Here is a 16,025-nt window from a genome sequence, read left to right on the forward strand (position 1 = left end):
TTCTATGTACTTATCGACCCTATTGCGGTGGCAATTTCAAGGCAAATCGCGCTAAAGGATGGGAAATTATTTGTTTGAAGCAAGGAAGCTGGGCATGTTCGGAAATAAAGAGGCGCTAGAGTTTCTCAAAATCAGGAAATCTGTTCCTTTGACCCAGCTAACCACGCCTGGTCCTGATGAAAAGCAATTGGCCGAATTGTTAGAGATTGCTGCACGTGTTCCTGATCACGGACGTATGGAGCCTTGGCGTTTTATTCTCTATCGCGGTTCAGCGGTTTTAGAGGCTGGGGAAGCTTTGGCGGCAATCGCATTGAAAAAGAATAGTTCAATGAGCGATGAGGAACTTCAGCGCGAGCGCAACCGCATCAACCGTGCGCCGATTGCTATTGGCGTTGTTTCCAATGTTGTTGACGATAGCAATATTCCTGAATGGGAACAGTTTTTATCTGCGGGCGCAGCAGCCATGAACCTTGTAACGGCAGCAACAGCGATGGGCTTTGGTGCAAACTGGGTCACAGGTTGGTACAGCGATAGTGCAGAAGGGCGGCGCATTTTAGGCTTGGCACCGCACGAAAAAATGGCTGGTATTGTCCATATTGGCAGTTATGACCGCGCTATTCCCGATCGTCCACGACCTGACGTCAAAGCGCTGACATCTGAATATACCGGCCCATATCAAGCGTCTTAGGATATAAATATGTTTTACCGCCTCGAAGATGGCCATGGGCTGCCGCATGACCCTTTTAAAGCAATTGTTGCACCCAGACCGATTGGCTGGATATCTTCGGTTGCCAATGATGGTTCGGTGAACCTTGCGCCTTATTCGTTTTTCAACGCTGTGTGCGGGAAACCGCCCATTGTTATGTTTTCATCGGAGCTTCGCAAAGACACGCTGGCAAATGTGGAAGAAACCCGCGAATTTGCGTGTAACTTTGTTGGAGAACCGCTTCTTAAAGAAATGAGTGCGAGCTCTGCTTCTTTGCCGCGCGGTGACAGTGAGTTTGACTTTGCACATATCGAGCAGGCTGCATGTCATGAAATTAAAGCGCCGCGCGTAAAGGCAGCTTATGCATGTCTTGAATGCAAGGTGATTAAAATCCTGAACTTAAAAGATATCAATGACGAGCCAACCAACGCTTGGACCGTGTTTGGTCAGGTGGTGGGTGTGCATATCGCTGAAGAGGTCATGACTGATGGGCGGTTTGATCTTGAAAAAGCAAAACCTGCGGCGCGGCTGGGCTATAAGGATTATGCCGTTGTCAGAGATATATTCGAGTTGAAACGACCAGACCAAGCGTAAAAGCACATCTTAATAGATATGGTAAACCAAACATAAACTATTGAGGGATACGGTCAGGCTCTACCGAGTATGGAGTCGCGTTTTGATTATTCAACATTTTCTTCAGTGGAAAGATTCGGCCAGTGTATTGCGTCGCCAATCAGCAGCCGCAGCACTCGGTAGAGCTTATTTACAATCCGATATGAATTTCGAGAATCGTTGTGCGGCCGAGGCGGCCATAACGATATTGCTTGAAGACCCATCGGAGAAGGTGCGCTATGCGCTTGCTGATGCTCTGTGCACTAGCTCCAATGCGCCAATGCAGGTTATTCGTGCGTTTGTTGATGATCAGTTTGATATTGCGAGCCTCGTTATTGCACGCTCGCCTATTCTACTAGATCGTGATTTGGTTGCGCGGGTTCGCACGGCAGAAGATCGCTTGCAGGTTGTGATTGCCAATCGGCCGCATGTTTCCAATATTTTGGCAAAGGCGATTGCAAGCCTTGGTAGTGCAGATGCATGCGTTGCATTGCTTAATAATTTCAATGCTGATGTGTGTGCCGAATGCCGCAAGCAAATTGCTGAGCGCCATTGTTCGGTCGCCAATGTGCGCGGCGCATTGCTTAAACAAAAACATTTAGAATCAGAAATTCGCCTCATGATCATGAAAGCTGCCGCTGATGCGATGGCACAATCAGGTCTATTTGGTGCGCGCAGGCAGGCTGGGATTTCCCATCACATTGTTCATGAGGCCCAGCAACGCGCATTGGTTCATATGGTGAGCAATAGCCGCGATGAAAATGCCGATACTCTTATCGAAAACCTTCGTCAGAATGGCGATCTGACAACACAATTGCTGATAAGAACAGCTTGCTATGGCAAGATGGATTTTGTGGCGCGTGTTTTGTCATCTTTGTCTGGAGAAACGCCAAGCCGTGTGACGTCAATTCTGGTTAAAGAGCGCACAAACCAACTGCGTGCATTGCTTGCAGGTGCTGGATTTTCAGATACCGTTCAGCCTGTGTTTGAATATGCGATTTCGCTTTGGCGCGATGTGGCGCAAGGTAAGCTTGCTGCTGGCGCGCAGGAAATTACACGCGAAATCATGGAGCGCTTCGAAGAAGAGGCTTCTGGGTCTACTCACATGGCGGCCAATGACGACATCATGTCATTGCTGCGTTCAATCTATCTGGATGCGATGCGTGACAATGCGCGCAAACATGCCGTCGCTTTAACGAAAGCCGCTTAAGCAAACACTTGAGGTTAAATATCCAAGTTTTTCGCGTATTCAGCGTGTTCTTGGATAAAGCGGAAGCGGGCCTCTGGCTTTGTTCCCATCAGATCGTCGATTGACTGCTTCGTGGCTTCTGCATTGCCTTCAAAAATATCAACACGCAAAAGCGTGCGTACTTTCGGGTCCATTGTTGTCTCTTTAAGCTGCTTGGCGAGCATTTCGCCAAGTCCTTTAAAGCGACTCACTTCGACCTTTTTGCCTTTGAATTCTGTTTCCATCAATTCTGCGCGGTGTGCTTCATCACGCGCATAAAACGACTTTCCGCCATTGCTTAGCTTAAAGAGCGGGGGAACAGCCATGAATAAATGTCCGTTGCGGATAAGCTCCGGCATCTCCTGATAGAAGAATGTGATGAGCAGGGATGCAATATGTGCGCCATCAACATCCGCATCGGTCATGATGACGATGCGTTCGTAGCGCAGGTCTTCTTCGCGGTACTTTGAGCCTGTGCCGCAACCCAGCGCCTGAATAATGTCGGCGATTTGCTGGTTTGCTGTAAATTTCTCACGGCCAGCCGAGGCGACGTTGAGGATTTTACCGCGCAGTGGCAAGATTGCCTGATTGGAGCGATTGCGTGCCTGTTTGGCCGAGCCGCCCGCTGAGTCACCCTCAACGATGAAGAGTTCTGCGCCAGCGGCTGAATTTTGTGAGCAGTCGGCCAATTTTCCAGGAAGACGCAATTTGCGCACGGCGCTCTTGCGGTTGACTTCTTTTTCCTGACGCCGTTTCAAGCGTTCGTCAGCACGGTCGAGAACCCATTCAAGCAGGCGTGTTGCTTCTTGCGGTGAGGCGGTTAGCCAGTGGTCGAAAGGATCGCGTATCGCATTTTCAACGATCTTTTGCGCCTCTACAGTGGCAAGCCTATCTTTCGTTTGGCCAACAAATTCCGGTTCGCGCACAAAAACAGACAGCATCGTTGCGCAGGACATCATCACATCTTCGGTCGTGATGATGGATGCGCGTTTAACGCCGGACAATTCGCCATAGGCTTTTAAGCCGCGCGCAATGGTTTGGCGCAGGCCAGCCTCGTGTGTGCCGCCCTCTGGCGTTGGAATGGTGTTACAATAGGAATGTACGAAGCCGTCATCTGTGTGCCATGTGACGGCCCATTCAACGGAGCCATGGCCGCCGCTTTTTTCTGTTTTTCCAGCAAAAATAGTTGGTGTAATGCGCTGCTCGCCCGCAAGCGTGGCTTCGAGATAATCTTTCAGTCCACCTGGAAAATGAAATACTGCTTTTGTAGGTGTTTTTTCGCGGTCTTTTTCTGCAACGAGACTTTCATCGCATTCCCAGCGAATCTCAACGCCGCCAAAAAGATAAGCTTTTGAACGCGCCATTTTGCAAAGGCGGGCAGGTGAAAACCTTATCTTGTCACCGAAGATTTCCGGATCGGGATGAAAGCGCACTTTGGTGCCGCGGCGGTTGTTAACGGGCCCGAGTTGTTCAAGGCCGCCTTGCGGAATGCCCTTCGAGAATGTCTGACGATAAAGCTGCTTGTTGCGTGCAACTTCAACAATCATGTCATCTGACAGCGCATTCACAACCGACACGCCAACGCCGTGCAAACCGCCAGAGGTTTCATAGGCTTTGCCGTCGAACTTGCCGCCAGCGTGCAAAATGGTCATGACGACTTCAAGCGTCGATTTGTTCTTGAATTTAGGATGGTTATCAACCGGAATACCACGGCCATTATCTGTAATGGTCAGATAACCATCTGCGCCCAGATGAACGTCGATAAAGGTGGCGTGACCGGCAACCGCTTCATCCATTGAGTTGTCGATGATTTCGGCAAATAAATGGTGTAGCGCTTTTTCATCCGTGCCGCCGATATACATGCCGGGGCGGCGGCGAACAGGTTCCAGACCTTCCAAAACTTCAATAGAATCGGCGCCATAGTCCTCAGACCCATCGTTTGATGGCGCGGCTAATGGTGCTTTTTGTGCCTTTGGCGCAGCCGGTTTTTCTTTCGGCGGCACGGGGGCTGATTTTGGTGGTTCTGAGCCGAAGAGATCATCCATTGTGGAAGCATACCTATCACATGTCACGAATCGTTTGTTACTATGGCACGGCGCAGTGTAGTTTGCGAAACTGGATAGGCGTTTATCCATGAAAAAATCAAGTAAAGAGCTCTCAATTTACGCAATTCCGGTCGTAAAACCGTTGCACACTTTTACTGGAATTTCTCTAAAATGCTTGCAGAACCTTAGCTGAGGTGTTCTATCGCATTTCCAATTGAGATAAGGAATTTTGTCATGCGCGATATTTTGAGCGAGTTGAAAGATAGCTTCGAATTGCCGGCCCCAGATCCGATGGGATCAGCCCAGCGTTCTATGCGTCCTCATTTGCCAAAACGCTTCTATAAAGAGGTGGCTGTGGCAGAAGCAGAGGGCGGATATATCATCAATCTTGATGAGCGTGCGGTAAAGACACCGAGCAAGAAAACGCTTGTCTTTAAAACGAAAGCGGCAGCTGAACATGTTGCGAAAGAGTTTTCATCGCAGCGCGATGTGCTTGATCCAAAGCTAATGCCTTGTTTTCGCTTGTCGAACACAGCTGCGGATGGCGTATCGCAGGATATGCAGGCCGTGAAAGAAGATATTTTGCGGTTTTGCGGAACGGATTTGCTTTGCTACCGTGCGGATACACCTGAAGAACTTGTTAAGCGCCAACGGGCCGTTTGGGATGGACCGCTTGATTGGGCAGAAAACCTGCTGTCGGCTCAGTTTACAATTATTGAAGGCGTGATTCATGTCTCGCAGCCACGCGAGACAATCGCAGCTTATGGCGCGCAACTAAACGCAATTGATGATCCGCTAACACTTTCAGCATTTCACTCCATGATGACGCTTACGGGCTCGGCTATTTTGGCTCTGGCAATTTATAAGGGGCATATGACTGCTGCTGAGGCTTGGACGGCATCATATGTTGATGATGACTATACAATCGATCAGTGGGGCGAAGACGATGAAGCAAAAGATCGCCGCGCTTATCGCTGGGCTGAAATGGATGCGGCTGACCGTATGATGAAAGCACTGCAGTAATCTGATTGTTTTTATTTCAGCCAGTTTTCGAGAAGAGTTTTAAATCAGCTGCATGCCGCGCATGCTGGCATGGCCTGATTTGCCAATAATGATGTGATCGTGAACCGTAATGCCAAGCGGTTTGATTGCTTCGATGATTTGCTTTGTCATTGTGATGTCAGCACGCGAAGGGGTTGGGTCGCCCGACGGATGGTTATGGACGAGGATGATCGCTGTGGCTGAAAGCTCAAGCGCACGTTTGAGCACCTCACGGGGATATACGGGCGTATGGTCCACGGTGCCTGTTTGCTGCACTTCATCGGCAATAAGGACATTCTTTTTGTCGAGGAATAAAATGCGAAATTGTTCTTTGTTTTCAAAAGCCATAGCGGCTGTGCAATAATCCAGAACCGCGTTCCATGAGGAAAGCACTTCGCGGTTTTGAACATTTGTTTTGATCATCGTGCGCGCGGCAGCAGCAACAATTTTAAGATCAAGCGCGGTTGCTTCTTTTACGCCTTTGACCTCCATCAACAAGGCTGGATCAGCGCCGAGAACTTCACCAAATGAGCCGAACCGTGCAATCAGGGCTTTGGCTATCGGCTTTGTGTCGATGCGGGGCAATGAGCGAAACAACAACATTTCCAAAAGCTCATAATCTGCAAGGGCCCGCTCACCGGCATTTGCAAATCGCTGGCGCAGACGATCTCTGTGGCCAGAATTGGGATTGGTTTTTGATGCTGATTTAGAGGTTTGAGCAACTGGGGCAGGAGTGATGGCGGGCTGCTGCGGGGTAGATTCAGCAAAAAACAGAGCCCGCTCGTCACCATCTTCGTTGTTTTGCACTGTCATTGCCGCCCCACGCTCAAATCATGCAGTAACCTAAGATGATAATCCGGGCCGGTCGAGACCATTTGGCGACAAAGTGAAAATTTCGCACCCATCATCGGTCACACCAATCGTATGCTCATATTGCGCTGAGAGGCTTCGATCACGGGTTACCGCTGTCCAGCCATCGCCAAGAACTTTAACGTGAGGGCGACCAAGATTGATCATCGGCTCAATTGTAAAGATCATGCCTTTGCGCAGTTCTGGTCCTTCGCTCACGCGGCCATAATGCAAGACATTGGGTGCGTCATGGAACAATTGTCCGATGCCATGGCCGCAGAAATCGCGCACAACTGAGCAGCGCTCAGCTTCTGCAAATTCCTGAATTGCAGCGCCAATTGCGCCAAGTTTTACGCCGGGCTTTACTGCTGCGATACCGCGCATCAAGCTTTCATGGGTGACTTCCATCAACCGTTCTGCAGAACGCTTGATTTCGCCAACTGGATACATACGAGAAGAATCGCCGTGCCAACCGTCCAAAACATACGTCACATCAACATTGACAATATCGCCTTCACGCAAGGGTTTGTCGTTTGGAATGCCGTGGCACACAACATGATTGATCGATGTACAGCATGATTTGGTATAGCCGCGATAATTCAAGGTCGCGGGAATGGCATTATTGTCCATGCCATATTCATACAGCATTTGGTCTATTTCATTGGTGGTGGTGCCGTTTTTGACCATTGGCGCAACCAGATCGAGCGCTTGAGCTGTCAATAAACAGGCCTTGCGCATGGCCTCAAATCCTTCTTCGCCATGAAGGCGGATTTGTCCGGTGTTTTTTAAAGGTGCGGTTGCCGCATCAAGATAATTGACCATCTACATGTCGCTTTTCGTTTATTCTGCCTGATTTGGCGATAATGGCTCGTCAATCGGGATCAATTTTTCTGGCACAATAGCCTGCGGGTTGATTTGACATCGAATGGCGTAAGCTTCAACCCCATTGCGCATTGCTGCGTCAAAAGCTTCACAATAGACCTTATCAAGATCGCGGCATAAATTGAACCTATCGCAATCTCCGCGCTGAATAAGATATATCATAATTGCGCGATGACCTTGAGCAACCATATCGGATAATTCGCCCAAATGCTTGGCCCCGCGCGATGTTATGCTATCGGGAAATTCTGCCAATCTGGCTTTTCGCATTAGGTGAACATTTTTAACTTCAACATAGGCACGGCCTAATTTGGCATCTTCCAGCAAAATGTCGATGCGGGAGTTTTGACCGTATTTTTGTTCTCGCTTGAGGGCGGCATAGTCACCCAAATTATTGATGAGGCCGTTTTTAATGGCCTCTTCGGCAAGTTTGTTAGGTAGGCCAGTATTGATTCCGACGATAATTCCATCGGCTTCGACCAATTGAAGCGCGTGGGGATATTTACGCTTGCCGTCATTGTTGACCGATAACCACACCTTGCTTCCGGGCGCAGTTAATCCCAGCATGGAGCCTGTATTGGGAACGGATGCCGTTATTTCTTGTCCGTCATCGAGGACAATATCTGCCAAAAAACGCTTGTAACGCTTGATGAGTTTTCCAGAAACGAGCGGCGGATCAAAATTCACGTCAAAGAGCCTTTATGAACGCACTTTGACATATGTTCCGGGCGCATCGCAAAGAGGCTTTAATTTGCTGCCGCCATGTTTTTTGCGCGCAGGAACTTCGGTGTCATCTTGCGTGCGAATCCAAGTGTTCCAGTGATCCCACCAAGAGCCTGCCGTTTCTTCTGCCTTGTCGACCCAATTGGCAAAATCACCTTCGACTTTACCGCCAGTCCAAAATTGGTATTTCTTTTTGGCTGGTGGGTTGACCACACCAGCAATATGGCCAGAGCCGCCCATGACATAGGTGACATCGCCGCCGAAGAATTTAGAGCCTTCAAACACGGAAAGAGCAGGGGCGATATGATCCTCTTTGGCAGCAAGATTGTATATTGGTATGGTAACTTTGCTCAAATCAACCTGCTTGCCGCCAATGCGCATTGTGCCTTGAGATAGCCTGTTCTCATAATAACAATTGCGAAGGTAAAACAAATGGTTAGTGCAAGCCATTCGCGTTGCGTCTGAGTTCCAAAAAAGTAAATCGAACGGGGTTGGCGCTTTGCCGCGCATGTAATTATTGACCATGTAAGGCCAGATCATATCGCCTGCGCGCAGCATGTTAAAAGCGGTTGCCATCTTGGAGCCTTCCAGATAGCCTTTTTTGTGCATTTGCTCTTCTAGCTTGCTGAGCTGCTCCTCATCCACAAAGACCTTCAAGTCACCTGCATGGGTGAAATCAACCTGAGTGGTGAAAAATGTTGAGGTCGCAATGCGCGTGTCGCCAATTTGAGCCATATAGCCAAGCGCAGTGGCCAAAAGTGTGCCGCCGACGCAATAGCCGATCGCATTGACTTGCTTCTCGCCCGTTGCTTTCTCAATATTGTCGAGCGCGAAAAACAGACCTTCATGAATATAGTCTGTCCAATCCATATTTTTGTGGCGCTCGTCGGGATTAACCCAAGCCATAACAAAAACTGTATGGCCCTGATCGACGGCCCATTTGATGAAGGATTTTTCTGGATTGAGATCAAGAATATAGAATTTGTTGATCCAAGGCGGACAAATCAAAAGCGGGCGTTTGAGAACTTTGTCTGTCGTTGGCGTGTATTGAATAAGTTCGATCAAATCACTGCGGGCAATAACTTTTCCCGGTGTCGTGGCAAGATTTTCTCCAACAACAAACTTTGATCCATCCACTTGGCGCAGTTTTAAATCGCCCTTGCCATCACGGATATCATCGGCCAGCATTTTCATGCCTTCGACAAGATTGGCGCCGTTGGTGGCGATTGTCTCTTTGAAAACTTCAGGATTGGAAATCATGAAATTCGATGGCGATAATGCGCCTGTTACCTGCTTTACGTAGAATTCGGCTTTATGCTTGGTGTGTGGGTCCAGTTCAGAATCCGCAACCAAATCTTCTGCCCATTGGGAGGTCACTAAATAAGTTTGTTTGAGAAAGCTGAAGAAAGGCTGGTTTGACCAATCTTCATCTTTAAAACGCTTATCATGTGATGCGTCCACGGCTTCAGGAACTGTCGAATCATTCAAGCGCTGTATTGAATTAGACCAGACATCCATAAAACCTGAAAACAGTTTCGTCTGTGCTTCGATGGCCCGCTGAGGATCGGAAAGCCAATATTCGGTTAGCTTGGAGAATGTGTTTGTTAGTTCAGACGTTGGATCGGATGCATCTTCAATACTGCCTTCTTCGCGGGGCTTGAGCCACTCAGAAGCTGCTTGGCCGGCAGCCTCGATCATTTTTGCAAGGTTTTTGCTGAATTCATCAGGATTTTTGACGACATAGTGTTCCAGCGCAAAGTGCTGCTTGGTGTCATCTGAAGTATTTTCTGACTTTTGCCCTTTTTCGGACATATATCACCCTTGATTGACCTTGGTTAATATCGGAAAGACGTTTAGCACCGTATTGTTCCCTAATCATGACACAATTAAAGGGATGTCGTATAGGGTGATCGACGTTTTGATTGCACAGTTTTACTTTTTGACGAACGGACAGGCTCATTATGATCAATATTTATAGAAGTCCGTTTCTATTGCTGCTTTTTTTGACTGCTGCTTGCACTGGTACAGGCAATATCAATAGTGCGGATGATTTGGGACTGACAGCGCGCAATCAAAGTCGTGCGCCATTGCCGATCAATGACCCGCTTTATTCGTCATTGCCCACTGGGCCGGTCAACACAGATACATATCCAAATTTTGGTGATCAGCCACAGGCCCGCATCGCAGCCAATTCTCGCTCTCAAAATGTAGCCCTGATGTCTCAGATGGAGGCCTTGGAAAATGCTCAGCGCAGCGGTACAGTATCGCCAGCTGTCTACCAGCAGCGCCTGCTGGCTCTTCGCAGGCTTGCCGCCCAGCACTCACCTGAAATGCTCGCGCGTATTGACGCGCGGACCTCGAATTGAATTTAATTTAGCGGACCCTCATTCTCGATAGAAAGACATCGATCGCACATGGAAGATTTTCATAAAACCCGCCGGCTGCCACCTTATGTGTTCGAACAGGTCAACAAACTAAAAGCCAACGCGCGTAGCGAAGGCCGCGATATCATCGATTTAGGTATGGGAAATCCAGATTTGCCCACGCCGCAACTGATTGTCGATAAGCTTATCGAAACGGTACAAGACCCACGCACCCACCGTTATTCCTCTTCAAAAGGTATTCCGGGATTACGCCGCGCGCAGGCCCAATATTACCAGCGCCGCTTTGGTGTGACGCTCAATCCAGACACGCAGATCGTTGCAACGCTTGGTTCAAAAGAGGGCTTTGCGAATATGGCGCAGGCGATTACCGCGCCCGGCGATGTGATCTTATGTCCTGATCCAAGTTACCCAATTCACGCTTTCGGATTTATCATGTCGGGCGGCGTTATCCGCTCCATGCAGGTTGAGCCTGATGATGGTTTCATGCGGGCGTTAGAGCGTGCTGTGCGGCACTCTATTCCAAAGCCGCTTGCGATAATTTTGAGCTATCCATCAAACCCGACGGCCAAGCTTGCGAGCCTTGATTTTTATAAGGAAGTTGTTGCTTTCGCTAAGAAGCACGACATCATTATTCTATCAGATTTGGCTTATTCTGAGATTTATTTCGATGATACACCGCCACCTTCCGTGCTGGAGGTGCCAGGTGCAATGGATGTTGCTGTTGAGTTTACCTCGATGTCCAAAACATATTCAATGCCCGGTTGGCGCATGGGGTTTGCGGTTGGCAATGAGCGACTAATCAGTGCGCTGACACGGGTGAAATCCTATCTGGATTATGGTGCTTTTACACCTATTCAGGTTGCCGCGACTGCTGCGCTGAACAGCGATGGCGCTGCTATTGAAGAAGTGCGGCAAACATACAAAAAGCGCCGTGACGTGCTTGTTGATAGTTTTGGTAAAGCTGGCTTTGATGTGCCGCCGCCGCCTGCCACGATGTTTGCTTGGGTGCCGATACCTGAGCAGTTCAAGCATCTTGGTTCGCTTGAATTTTCCAAATTGCTTATCGAGAAAGCCGATGTGGCTGTTGCGCCGGGTCTTGGCTTTGGCGAACATGGTGATGACCATGTGCGCATCGCGCTGGTGGAAAATGAGCATCGTATTCGTCAAGCTGCGCGCAGTATAAAGCGTTTTATGGGGCTTGCCGAAAAGAATTTACATAATGTGGTTTCGCTGGAGGCGCGTCGCTGATAAAGCGGCTGTGAATTCTCCAAAAGAGCGTCAAAGGTCTGAAAATGAATAATAGTTTGCGCGTGGGCATCGCCGGTCTGGGTACAGTCGGTGCTTCACTGGTTCGGGTATTGAATGAAAAGTCCGAACTTCTCATCTCACAGTGCGGTCGGCCGATAACTGTTACGGGTGTTTCTGCGCGCGACAAAACGCGTGATCGCGGCATCGATATTTCAAATTTACATTGGTTCGATAAGGCCGAAGACCTTGCAGTATCTGATGATGTTGATGTTTATGTCGAACTCATCGGCGGCGATGAGGGGCCTGCGCGTGCAAGCGTTCTTGCGGCCCTTAATGCTGGAAAACATGTCGTTACTGCCAACAAAGCGCTTTTAGCAAAACATGGCTTGGAACTGGCACGGGCTGCCGAAGCCAATGGTGTGGTTTTGAACTTTGAAGCGGCCGTTGCCGGCGGTATTCCGATTGTTAAAACAATGCGCGAATCCATTTCAGGCAATAATACCACCCGTCTTTACGGTATCATGAATGGTACGGCTAATTACATACTGACGCGCATGGAGCGTGATGAAATCAGCTTCGAAGAGTGCTTGGCTGATGCGCAGCGTCTTGGTTATGCCGAAGCTGATCCAACCTTTGATATTGAAGGCAATGACACGGCCCATAAGCTCGCTATTTTGACTTCCATAGCCTTTGGCACTGAAGTTGCCGTGGACGAAATTTATTTGGAAGGTATTTCCAATATTTCACTGGGCGATATTCAAGCGGCGCGTGATCTTGGTTACCGTATCAAGCTGCTTGGCGTTGCACATAAGACTGATACTGGCATTGAACAGCGGGTTCACCCGACTATGGTGCCGCTTACATCTGTTATTGCGCAGATTGACGGCGTAACGAACGCGGTTGCGGTTGAAGCTGATATTGTTGGCTCATTATTGATGTCCGGTCCAGGGGCTGGCGGTAATGCAACGGCTTCTGCTGTTATGGGCGATTTGGCAGATATCGCTAAATCACGCCCTGGGCATCAACAGGCACCTGTTTTTGGCCGCGCTGTTGCTGATTTGAAGCCTTATCAGCGTGCAGAAATTGAATCCCATGCAGGCGGTTATTTCGTGCGGATGGTCGTACACGACAAATCTGGCGCTTTTGCTGCAATCGCAACTGATTTTGCTGAAAATGATATTTCGCTTGAATCAATTGTTCAGCGTGAGCCGGCTCATTCAAAGGCGAGTGATGCGAAAACTGTCATCATAATCACGCATGAGACAACCGAATCAGCCATTCGCAAAGCTATTAAGTCGATTACGGAAGAGGGATATCTTGTCTCAACGCCGCAAGTAATTCGCATTGAAAAAGCCGAATAAGCAAATAACTTAATTCTAAATCGATTGAGTTTAACCTTGTCTGCAAACGGTGCTTTCAAGTCATCCCAAGGTGTGCTTTTCCCTATTCTAGTTTGTTAAAGCAGCATTCGTGCTGCCAATAATTGGATATTGATATGAATGATCGTCGCTCAACAGATGCTGGTTTGACACGCGAACTTGCAATGGAATTGGCTCGTGTAACGGAGGCTGCTGCGGTTGCCGCTGCGCGTTTGCGCGGGCGAGGCGATGAAAAAGCTGCCGATCAGGTTGCTGTTGACGCGATGCGTGCTGAACTTAACCGCCTGCCAATCCGTGGCACAGTGGTGATTGGTGAGGGCGAGCGCGACGAGGCGCCGATGCTTTATATCGGTGAAGAAGTTGGCCTCGGTCACGGTCCTGAAGTTGATATTGCGCTTGATCCTCTCGAAGGCACAACGATTTGTGCGAAAAACATGCCCAATTCATTGGCTGTAATTTCCATGGCATCTAAAGGCACGCTCCTGTTTGCGCCTGATGTGTATATGGACAAATTGGCAATTGGTCCGGGCTATCCTGTCGGCATCGTTGATATTGATGCGGACCCAGCCGACAATATAAGAGCGCTTGCTAAAGCAAAGGGTGTGCCTGTTTCTGAAATAACAGCCTGTATCCTTGATCGCCCACGCCATGCTGATCTTCTCGCGGCTGTTCGCTCAACGGGCGCTGCGGTGCGCTTGATTGGCGATGGTGATGTGGCTGGTATTATTGATACGACAGATCCAGAAGTGACGGGCGTTGATATTTATATGGGCCGCGGCGGTGCACCAGAAGGTGTTCTAGCGGCATCAGCGCTGCGCTGTGTTGGCGGGCAAATGCAAGGACGCCTTATCCTTGATACGCCTGAAAAGATTGCGCGTGCAGCCAAAATGGGTATTTCCGACCCAATGCGTGCTTATAAAATGGATGAGCTGGCATCAGGCGATGTTCTTTTTGCTGCCACCGGTGTTACCGATGGTAATATGCTCAAGGGCGTAAAATTTGCGAAGAATTACATTCAGACTGAAACGATTGTGATGCGTTCATCTTCGCGTACAGTGCGTGAAATTACAGCACGTCACCAAGATATTGAAAAATTCAACTGATATAGCTCAATCATTACGCTTGACGTTAAGCGATGACAGGCTGAAAAGCAGTCATGGCTCAGACATTTCTTGATATCGAAAATTCTGCGGGTGGGCGGCGCTGGATAGAGCGTTTGTCTGCACCGCAGAAAAATATTGCTTTGGATATAGCGCAAACCCATGGTTTGCCAGATATTTTGGCGCGGGTTCTTGCTGCACGCGGCGTTCACCGTGATGAGGTTAAGGAATTCCTTGATCCGACGATAAAAGCACTCATGCCAGATCCGCGCACAATTACTGACATGGAAGCTGCGGCAGCGCGCATTGTGCAGGCCATACAGGCTAAAGAAAAAGTAGCCATCTTCGGTGATTATGATGTGGACGGCGCTGGTTCATCGGCGTTGATGGCCCGTTATCTTGGCCATTTTGGTTTGCAGGTAGAAATCTATATTCCTGACAGAATATATGAGGGGTATGGCCCTAATGCTGCGGCCATGAAAGCGCTTGCAGAGCGCAATGATTTTATTATCACAGTCGATTGCGGAACAAATAGCGCTGAAGCATTTTCAGCCATTGATGATTCAGGCATTGATATTGTTGTCCTCGATCATCACCAAGTTGGCGGCGCATTGCCGGCTATTGTTGCTGTGGTTAATCCAAACCGTGAGGACGATATTTCGGGCCTTGGGCATTTATGCGCGGGCGGCGTTGTCTTTATGTCATTGGTTGAAGTGTCGCGGCAATTACGCGCTTCTGGTCGCAATGATCTGCCAGATTTGATGCGTATGCTTGATTTGGTTGCGCTAACGACGGTTTGTGATGTTGTGCCACTGATCGGGTTAAACCGCGCATTCGTTGCCAAAGGGCTTGTGACAGCGCGTCACCAAACGAATTTGGGCATAGCGGCATTGGCATCGGTTGCGAGCATCGGAGAGCCTATCAATCCGTTTCATTTTGGATTTGCGATTGGTCCGCGGATCAATGCAGGTGGGCGTATTGGCGATGCGTCGCTTGGTGCAAAATTGCTTACTGAAACCGATCCTGACCGCGCCGCTGAAATTGCAAAAGAGCTAAATGAACTCAATGCACAGCGCCAAGCGATTGAAGTTCAAATGGTGGAAGAAGCAAAAGCCGAAGCTGAGCGTGAATTGCAATCTGCATCGCCTCCAGCAATCATTGTAACGGCCAGTGAAAGTTGGCACCCCGGCATTGCTGGCCTCATTGCCTCACGGCTTAAAGATTCAACGCGGCGTCCATCCTTTGCCATTGCGCTTGGGCGCGATGGAAAGGGTACAGGTTCAGGTCGCTCAATTCCAGGATTTGATCTTGGTAAAGTCGTGCGCATGGCTGTTGAATCTGGTTTGCTCATTAAGGGCGGCGGTCATGCCATGGCGGCGGGTATTACAGTTGAGAAATCAAAACTTGGTGCGCTGCGCGCATTTTTTGATGATCAAGCCGCATCTGCCGTGCAAGAGCTGGTCAATACGTCCGAACAAAAGATTGATGGTGCGTTATCTGCGCGTGGTTGTAACATCACTCTCATAGAGCTTCTCAATAAGGCTGGACCTTATGGTGCTGGCAATCCAGAACCTGTATTTGTGCTTCCTCACCATATGGTCGCTTTTTCAAAACCAGTTGGGCAGGGGCATTTGAAAGTAGCGCTGCGTGCACAAGATGGGGCGCAGATTGATGCCATTGCATTTAGAGCCGTTGATAGTGAACTTGGCAAAATTCTTCGTGAAGGTAAGGACCGACCTATTCATGTTGCGGGTACTTTAAGCGCAAATCATTGGAATGGCCGTGTAACGCCGCAACTTCGTATCGTCGATGCGGCGATGCCTGTCTAAGA

At 49.0% G+C, this 16,025-nt stretch carries 14 protein-coding genes; 9 read left to right on the forward strand and 5 right to left on the reverse strand.

Annotated features, from left to right (window positions below):
* Window positions 1-94: 94 nt before the first annotated feature.
* The 3 genes from N530_RS0116430 (at window position 95) to N530_RS0116440 (ending at window position 2,528) form a co-directional block, all read left to right on the forward strand.
* Window positions 95-688: a nitroreductase gene (locus N530_RS0116430; RefSeq protein WP_035267476.1), complete on the forward strand. Its 594-nt coding sequence runs from the start codon at window positions 95-97 to the stop codon at window positions 686-688.
* Between the two features lie 9 nt (window positions 689-697).
* On the forward strand, window positions 698-1,300 hold the full coding sequence (locus N530_RS0116435) for a flavin reductase family protein (RefSeq protein ID WP_026481597.1): 603 nt from the start codon (window positions 698-700) through the stop codon (window positions 1,298-1,300).
* A gap of 82 nt (window positions 1,301-1,382) precedes the next feature.
* A complete protein-coding gene (locus tag N530_RS0116440) occupies window positions 1,383-2,528 on the forward strand; it encodes a DUF2336 domain-containing protein (protein WP_026481598.1) in 1,146 nt (381 codons plus the stop codon).
* A gap of 14 nt (window positions 2,529-2,542) precedes the next feature.
* Here N530_RS0116440 and parE read toward each other — a convergent pair whose 3' ends face one another.
* A complete protein-coding gene (gene parE / locus N530_RS0116445; protein ID WP_026481599.1) occupies window positions 2,543-4,591 on the reverse strand; it encodes a DNA topoisomerase IV subunit B in 2,049 nt (682 codons plus the stop codon).
* Between the two features lie 234 nt (window positions 4,592-4,825).
* On the opposite strand from parE, the gene N530_RS0116450 reads away from it, so the two are divergent.
* Window positions 4,826-5,614 carry an ATP12 family chaperone protein gene (locus tag N530_RS0116450; RefSeq protein ID WP_026481600.1) on the forward strand — a complete coding sequence of 263 codons (789 nt, stop codon included), beginning with the start codon at window positions 4,826-4,828 and terminating at the stop codon, window positions 5,612-5,614.
* A 39-nt stretch (window positions 5,615-5,653) separates the two neighbouring features.
* Here the strand turns inward: N530_RS0116450 and radC are convergent, their stop codons facing one another.
* The 4 genes from radC to N530_RS0116470 are packed head-to-tail and all read right to left on the reverse strand — an operon-like array spanning window position 5,654 to window position 9,895.
* On the reverse strand, window positions 5,654-6,445 hold the full coding sequence (gene radC, locus N530_RS0116455; RefSeq protein WP_026481601.1) for a DNA repair protein RadC: 792 nt from the start codon (window positions 6,443-6,445) through the stop codon (window positions 5,654-5,656).
* Window positions 6,446-6,475: 30 nt separating this feature from the next.
* Window positions 6,476-7,303, reverse strand: coding sequence for a type I methionyl aminopeptidase (map, locus tag N530_RS0116460; RefSeq protein WP_026481602.1), 828 nt, complete (start codon window positions 7,301-7,303; stop codon window positions 6,476-6,478).
* Between the two features lie 18 nt (window positions 7,304-7,321).
* Window positions 7,322-8,047 carry a DNA/RNA nuclease SfsA gene (gene sfsA, locus N530_RS0116465; RefSeq protein ID WP_026481603.1) on the reverse strand — a complete coding sequence of 242 codons (726 nt, stop codon included), beginning with the start codon at window positions 8,045-8,047 and terminating at the stop codon, window positions 7,322-7,324.
* A 12-nt stretch (window positions 8,048-8,059) separates the two neighbouring features.
* Window positions 8,060-9,895 (reverse strand): alpha/beta hydrolase, encoded by a 1,836-nt coding sequence (locus N530_RS0116470; RefSeq protein WP_026481604.1) that lies wholly within the window; start codon window positions 9,893-9,895, stop codon window positions 8,060-8,062.
* Between the two features lie 149 nt (window positions 9,896-10,044).
* On the opposite strand from N530_RS0116470, the gene N530_RS0116475 reads away from it, so the two are divergent.
* The 5 genes from N530_RS0116475 to recJ all read left to right on the forward strand — a co-directional run bounded on the left by N530_RS0116475 (window position 10,045) and on the right by recJ (window position 16,023).
* On the forward strand, window positions 10,045-10,449 hold the full coding sequence (locus N530_RS0116475; protein WP_026481605.1) for a hypothetical protein: 405 nt from the start codon (window positions 10,045-10,047) through the stop codon (window positions 10,447-10,449).
* A 48-nt stretch (window positions 10,450-10,497) separates the two neighbouring features.
* Window positions 10,498-11,715 (forward strand): LL-diaminopimelate aminotransferase, encoded by a 1,218-nt coding sequence (locus N530_RS0116480; protein WP_026481606.1) that lies wholly within the window; start codon window positions 10,498-10,500, stop codon window positions 11,713-11,715.
* Window positions 11,716-11,759: 44 nt separating this feature from the next.
* Window positions 11,760-13,076 carry a homoserine dehydrogenase gene (locus tag N530_RS0116485; RefSeq protein WP_026481607.1) on the forward strand — a complete coding sequence of 439 codons (1,317 nt, stop codon included), beginning with the start codon at window positions 11,760-11,762 and terminating at the stop codon, window positions 13,074-13,076.
* Between the two features lie 134 nt (window positions 13,077-13,210).
* Window positions 13,211-14,197 carry a class II fructose-bisphosphatase gene (gene glpX, locus N530_RS0116490; protein WP_026481608.1) on the forward strand — a complete coding sequence of 329 codons (987 nt, stop codon included), beginning with the start codon at window positions 13,211-13,213 and terminating at the stop codon, window positions 14,195-14,197.
* A gap of 53 nt (window positions 14,198-14,250) precedes the next feature.
* Window positions 14,251-16,023, forward strand: a complete 1,773-nt coding sequence (gene recJ / locus N530_RS0116495; RefSeq protein WP_026481609.1) for a single-stranded-DNA-specific exonuclease RecJ — start codon at window positions 14,251-14,253, stop codon at window positions 16,021-16,023.
* Window positions 16,024-16,025 lie beyond the last annotated feature (2 nt).

Origin of the sequence: Ahrensia sp. 13_GOM-1096m (assembly GCF_000620605.1) — a bacterium.
In the GTDB taxonomy this organism is placed as follows: Bacteria; Pseudomonadota; Alphaproteobacteria; order Rhizobiales; family Rhizobiaceae; genus Ahrensia; species Ahrensia kielensis.

Excerpts from the sequence above, each read along its gene's own strand:
- N530_RS0116430 (WP_035267476.1), top strand. The coding sequence starts at position 95 with ATGTTCGGAAATAAAGAGGCGCTAGAGTTTCTCAAAATCAGGAAATCT.
- N530_RS0116435 (WP_026481597.1), top strand. The coding sequence starts at position 698 with ATGTTTTACCGCCTCGAAGATGGCCATGGGCTGCCGCATGACCCTTTT.
- parE (WP_026481599.1), bottom strand. The coding sequence starts at position 4,591 with ATGGATGATCTCTTCGGCTCAGAACCACCAAAATCAGCCCCCGTGCCG.
- N530_RS0116450 (WP_026481600.1), top strand. The coding sequence starts at position 4,826 with ATGCGCGATATTTTGAGCGAGTTGAAAGATAGCTTCGAATTGCCGGCC.
- radC (WP_026481601.1), bottom strand. The coding sequence starts at position 6,445 with ATGACAGTGCAAAACAACGAAGATGGTGACGAGCGGGCTCTGTTTTTT.
- map (WP_026481602.1), bottom strand. The coding sequence starts at position 7,303 with ATGGTCAATTATCTTGATGCGGCAACCGCACCTTTAAAAAACACCGGA.
- N530_RS0116470 (WP_026481604.1), bottom strand. The coding sequence starts at position 9,895 with ATGTCCGAAAAAGGGCAAAAGTCAGAAAATACTTCAGATGACACCAAG.
- N530_RS0116475 (WP_026481605.1), top strand. The coding sequence starts at position 10,045 with ATGATCAATATTTATAGAAGTCCGTTTCTATTGCTGCTTTTTTTGACT.
- N530_RS0116480 (WP_026481606.1), top strand. The coding sequence starts at position 10,498 with ATGGAAGATTTTCATAAAACCCGCCGGCTGCCACCTTATGTGTTCGAA.
- N530_RS0116485 (WP_026481607.1), top strand. The coding sequence starts at position 11,760 with ATGAATAATAGTTTGCGCGTGGGCATCGCCGGTCTGGGTACAGTCGGT.
- glpX (WP_026481608.1), top strand. The coding sequence starts at position 13,211 with ATGAATGATCGTCGCTCAACAGATGCTGGTTTGACACGCGAACTTGCA.
- recJ (WP_026481609.1), top strand. The coding sequence starts at position 14,251 with ATGGCTCAGACATTTCTTGATATCGAAAATTCTGCGGGTGGGCGGCGC.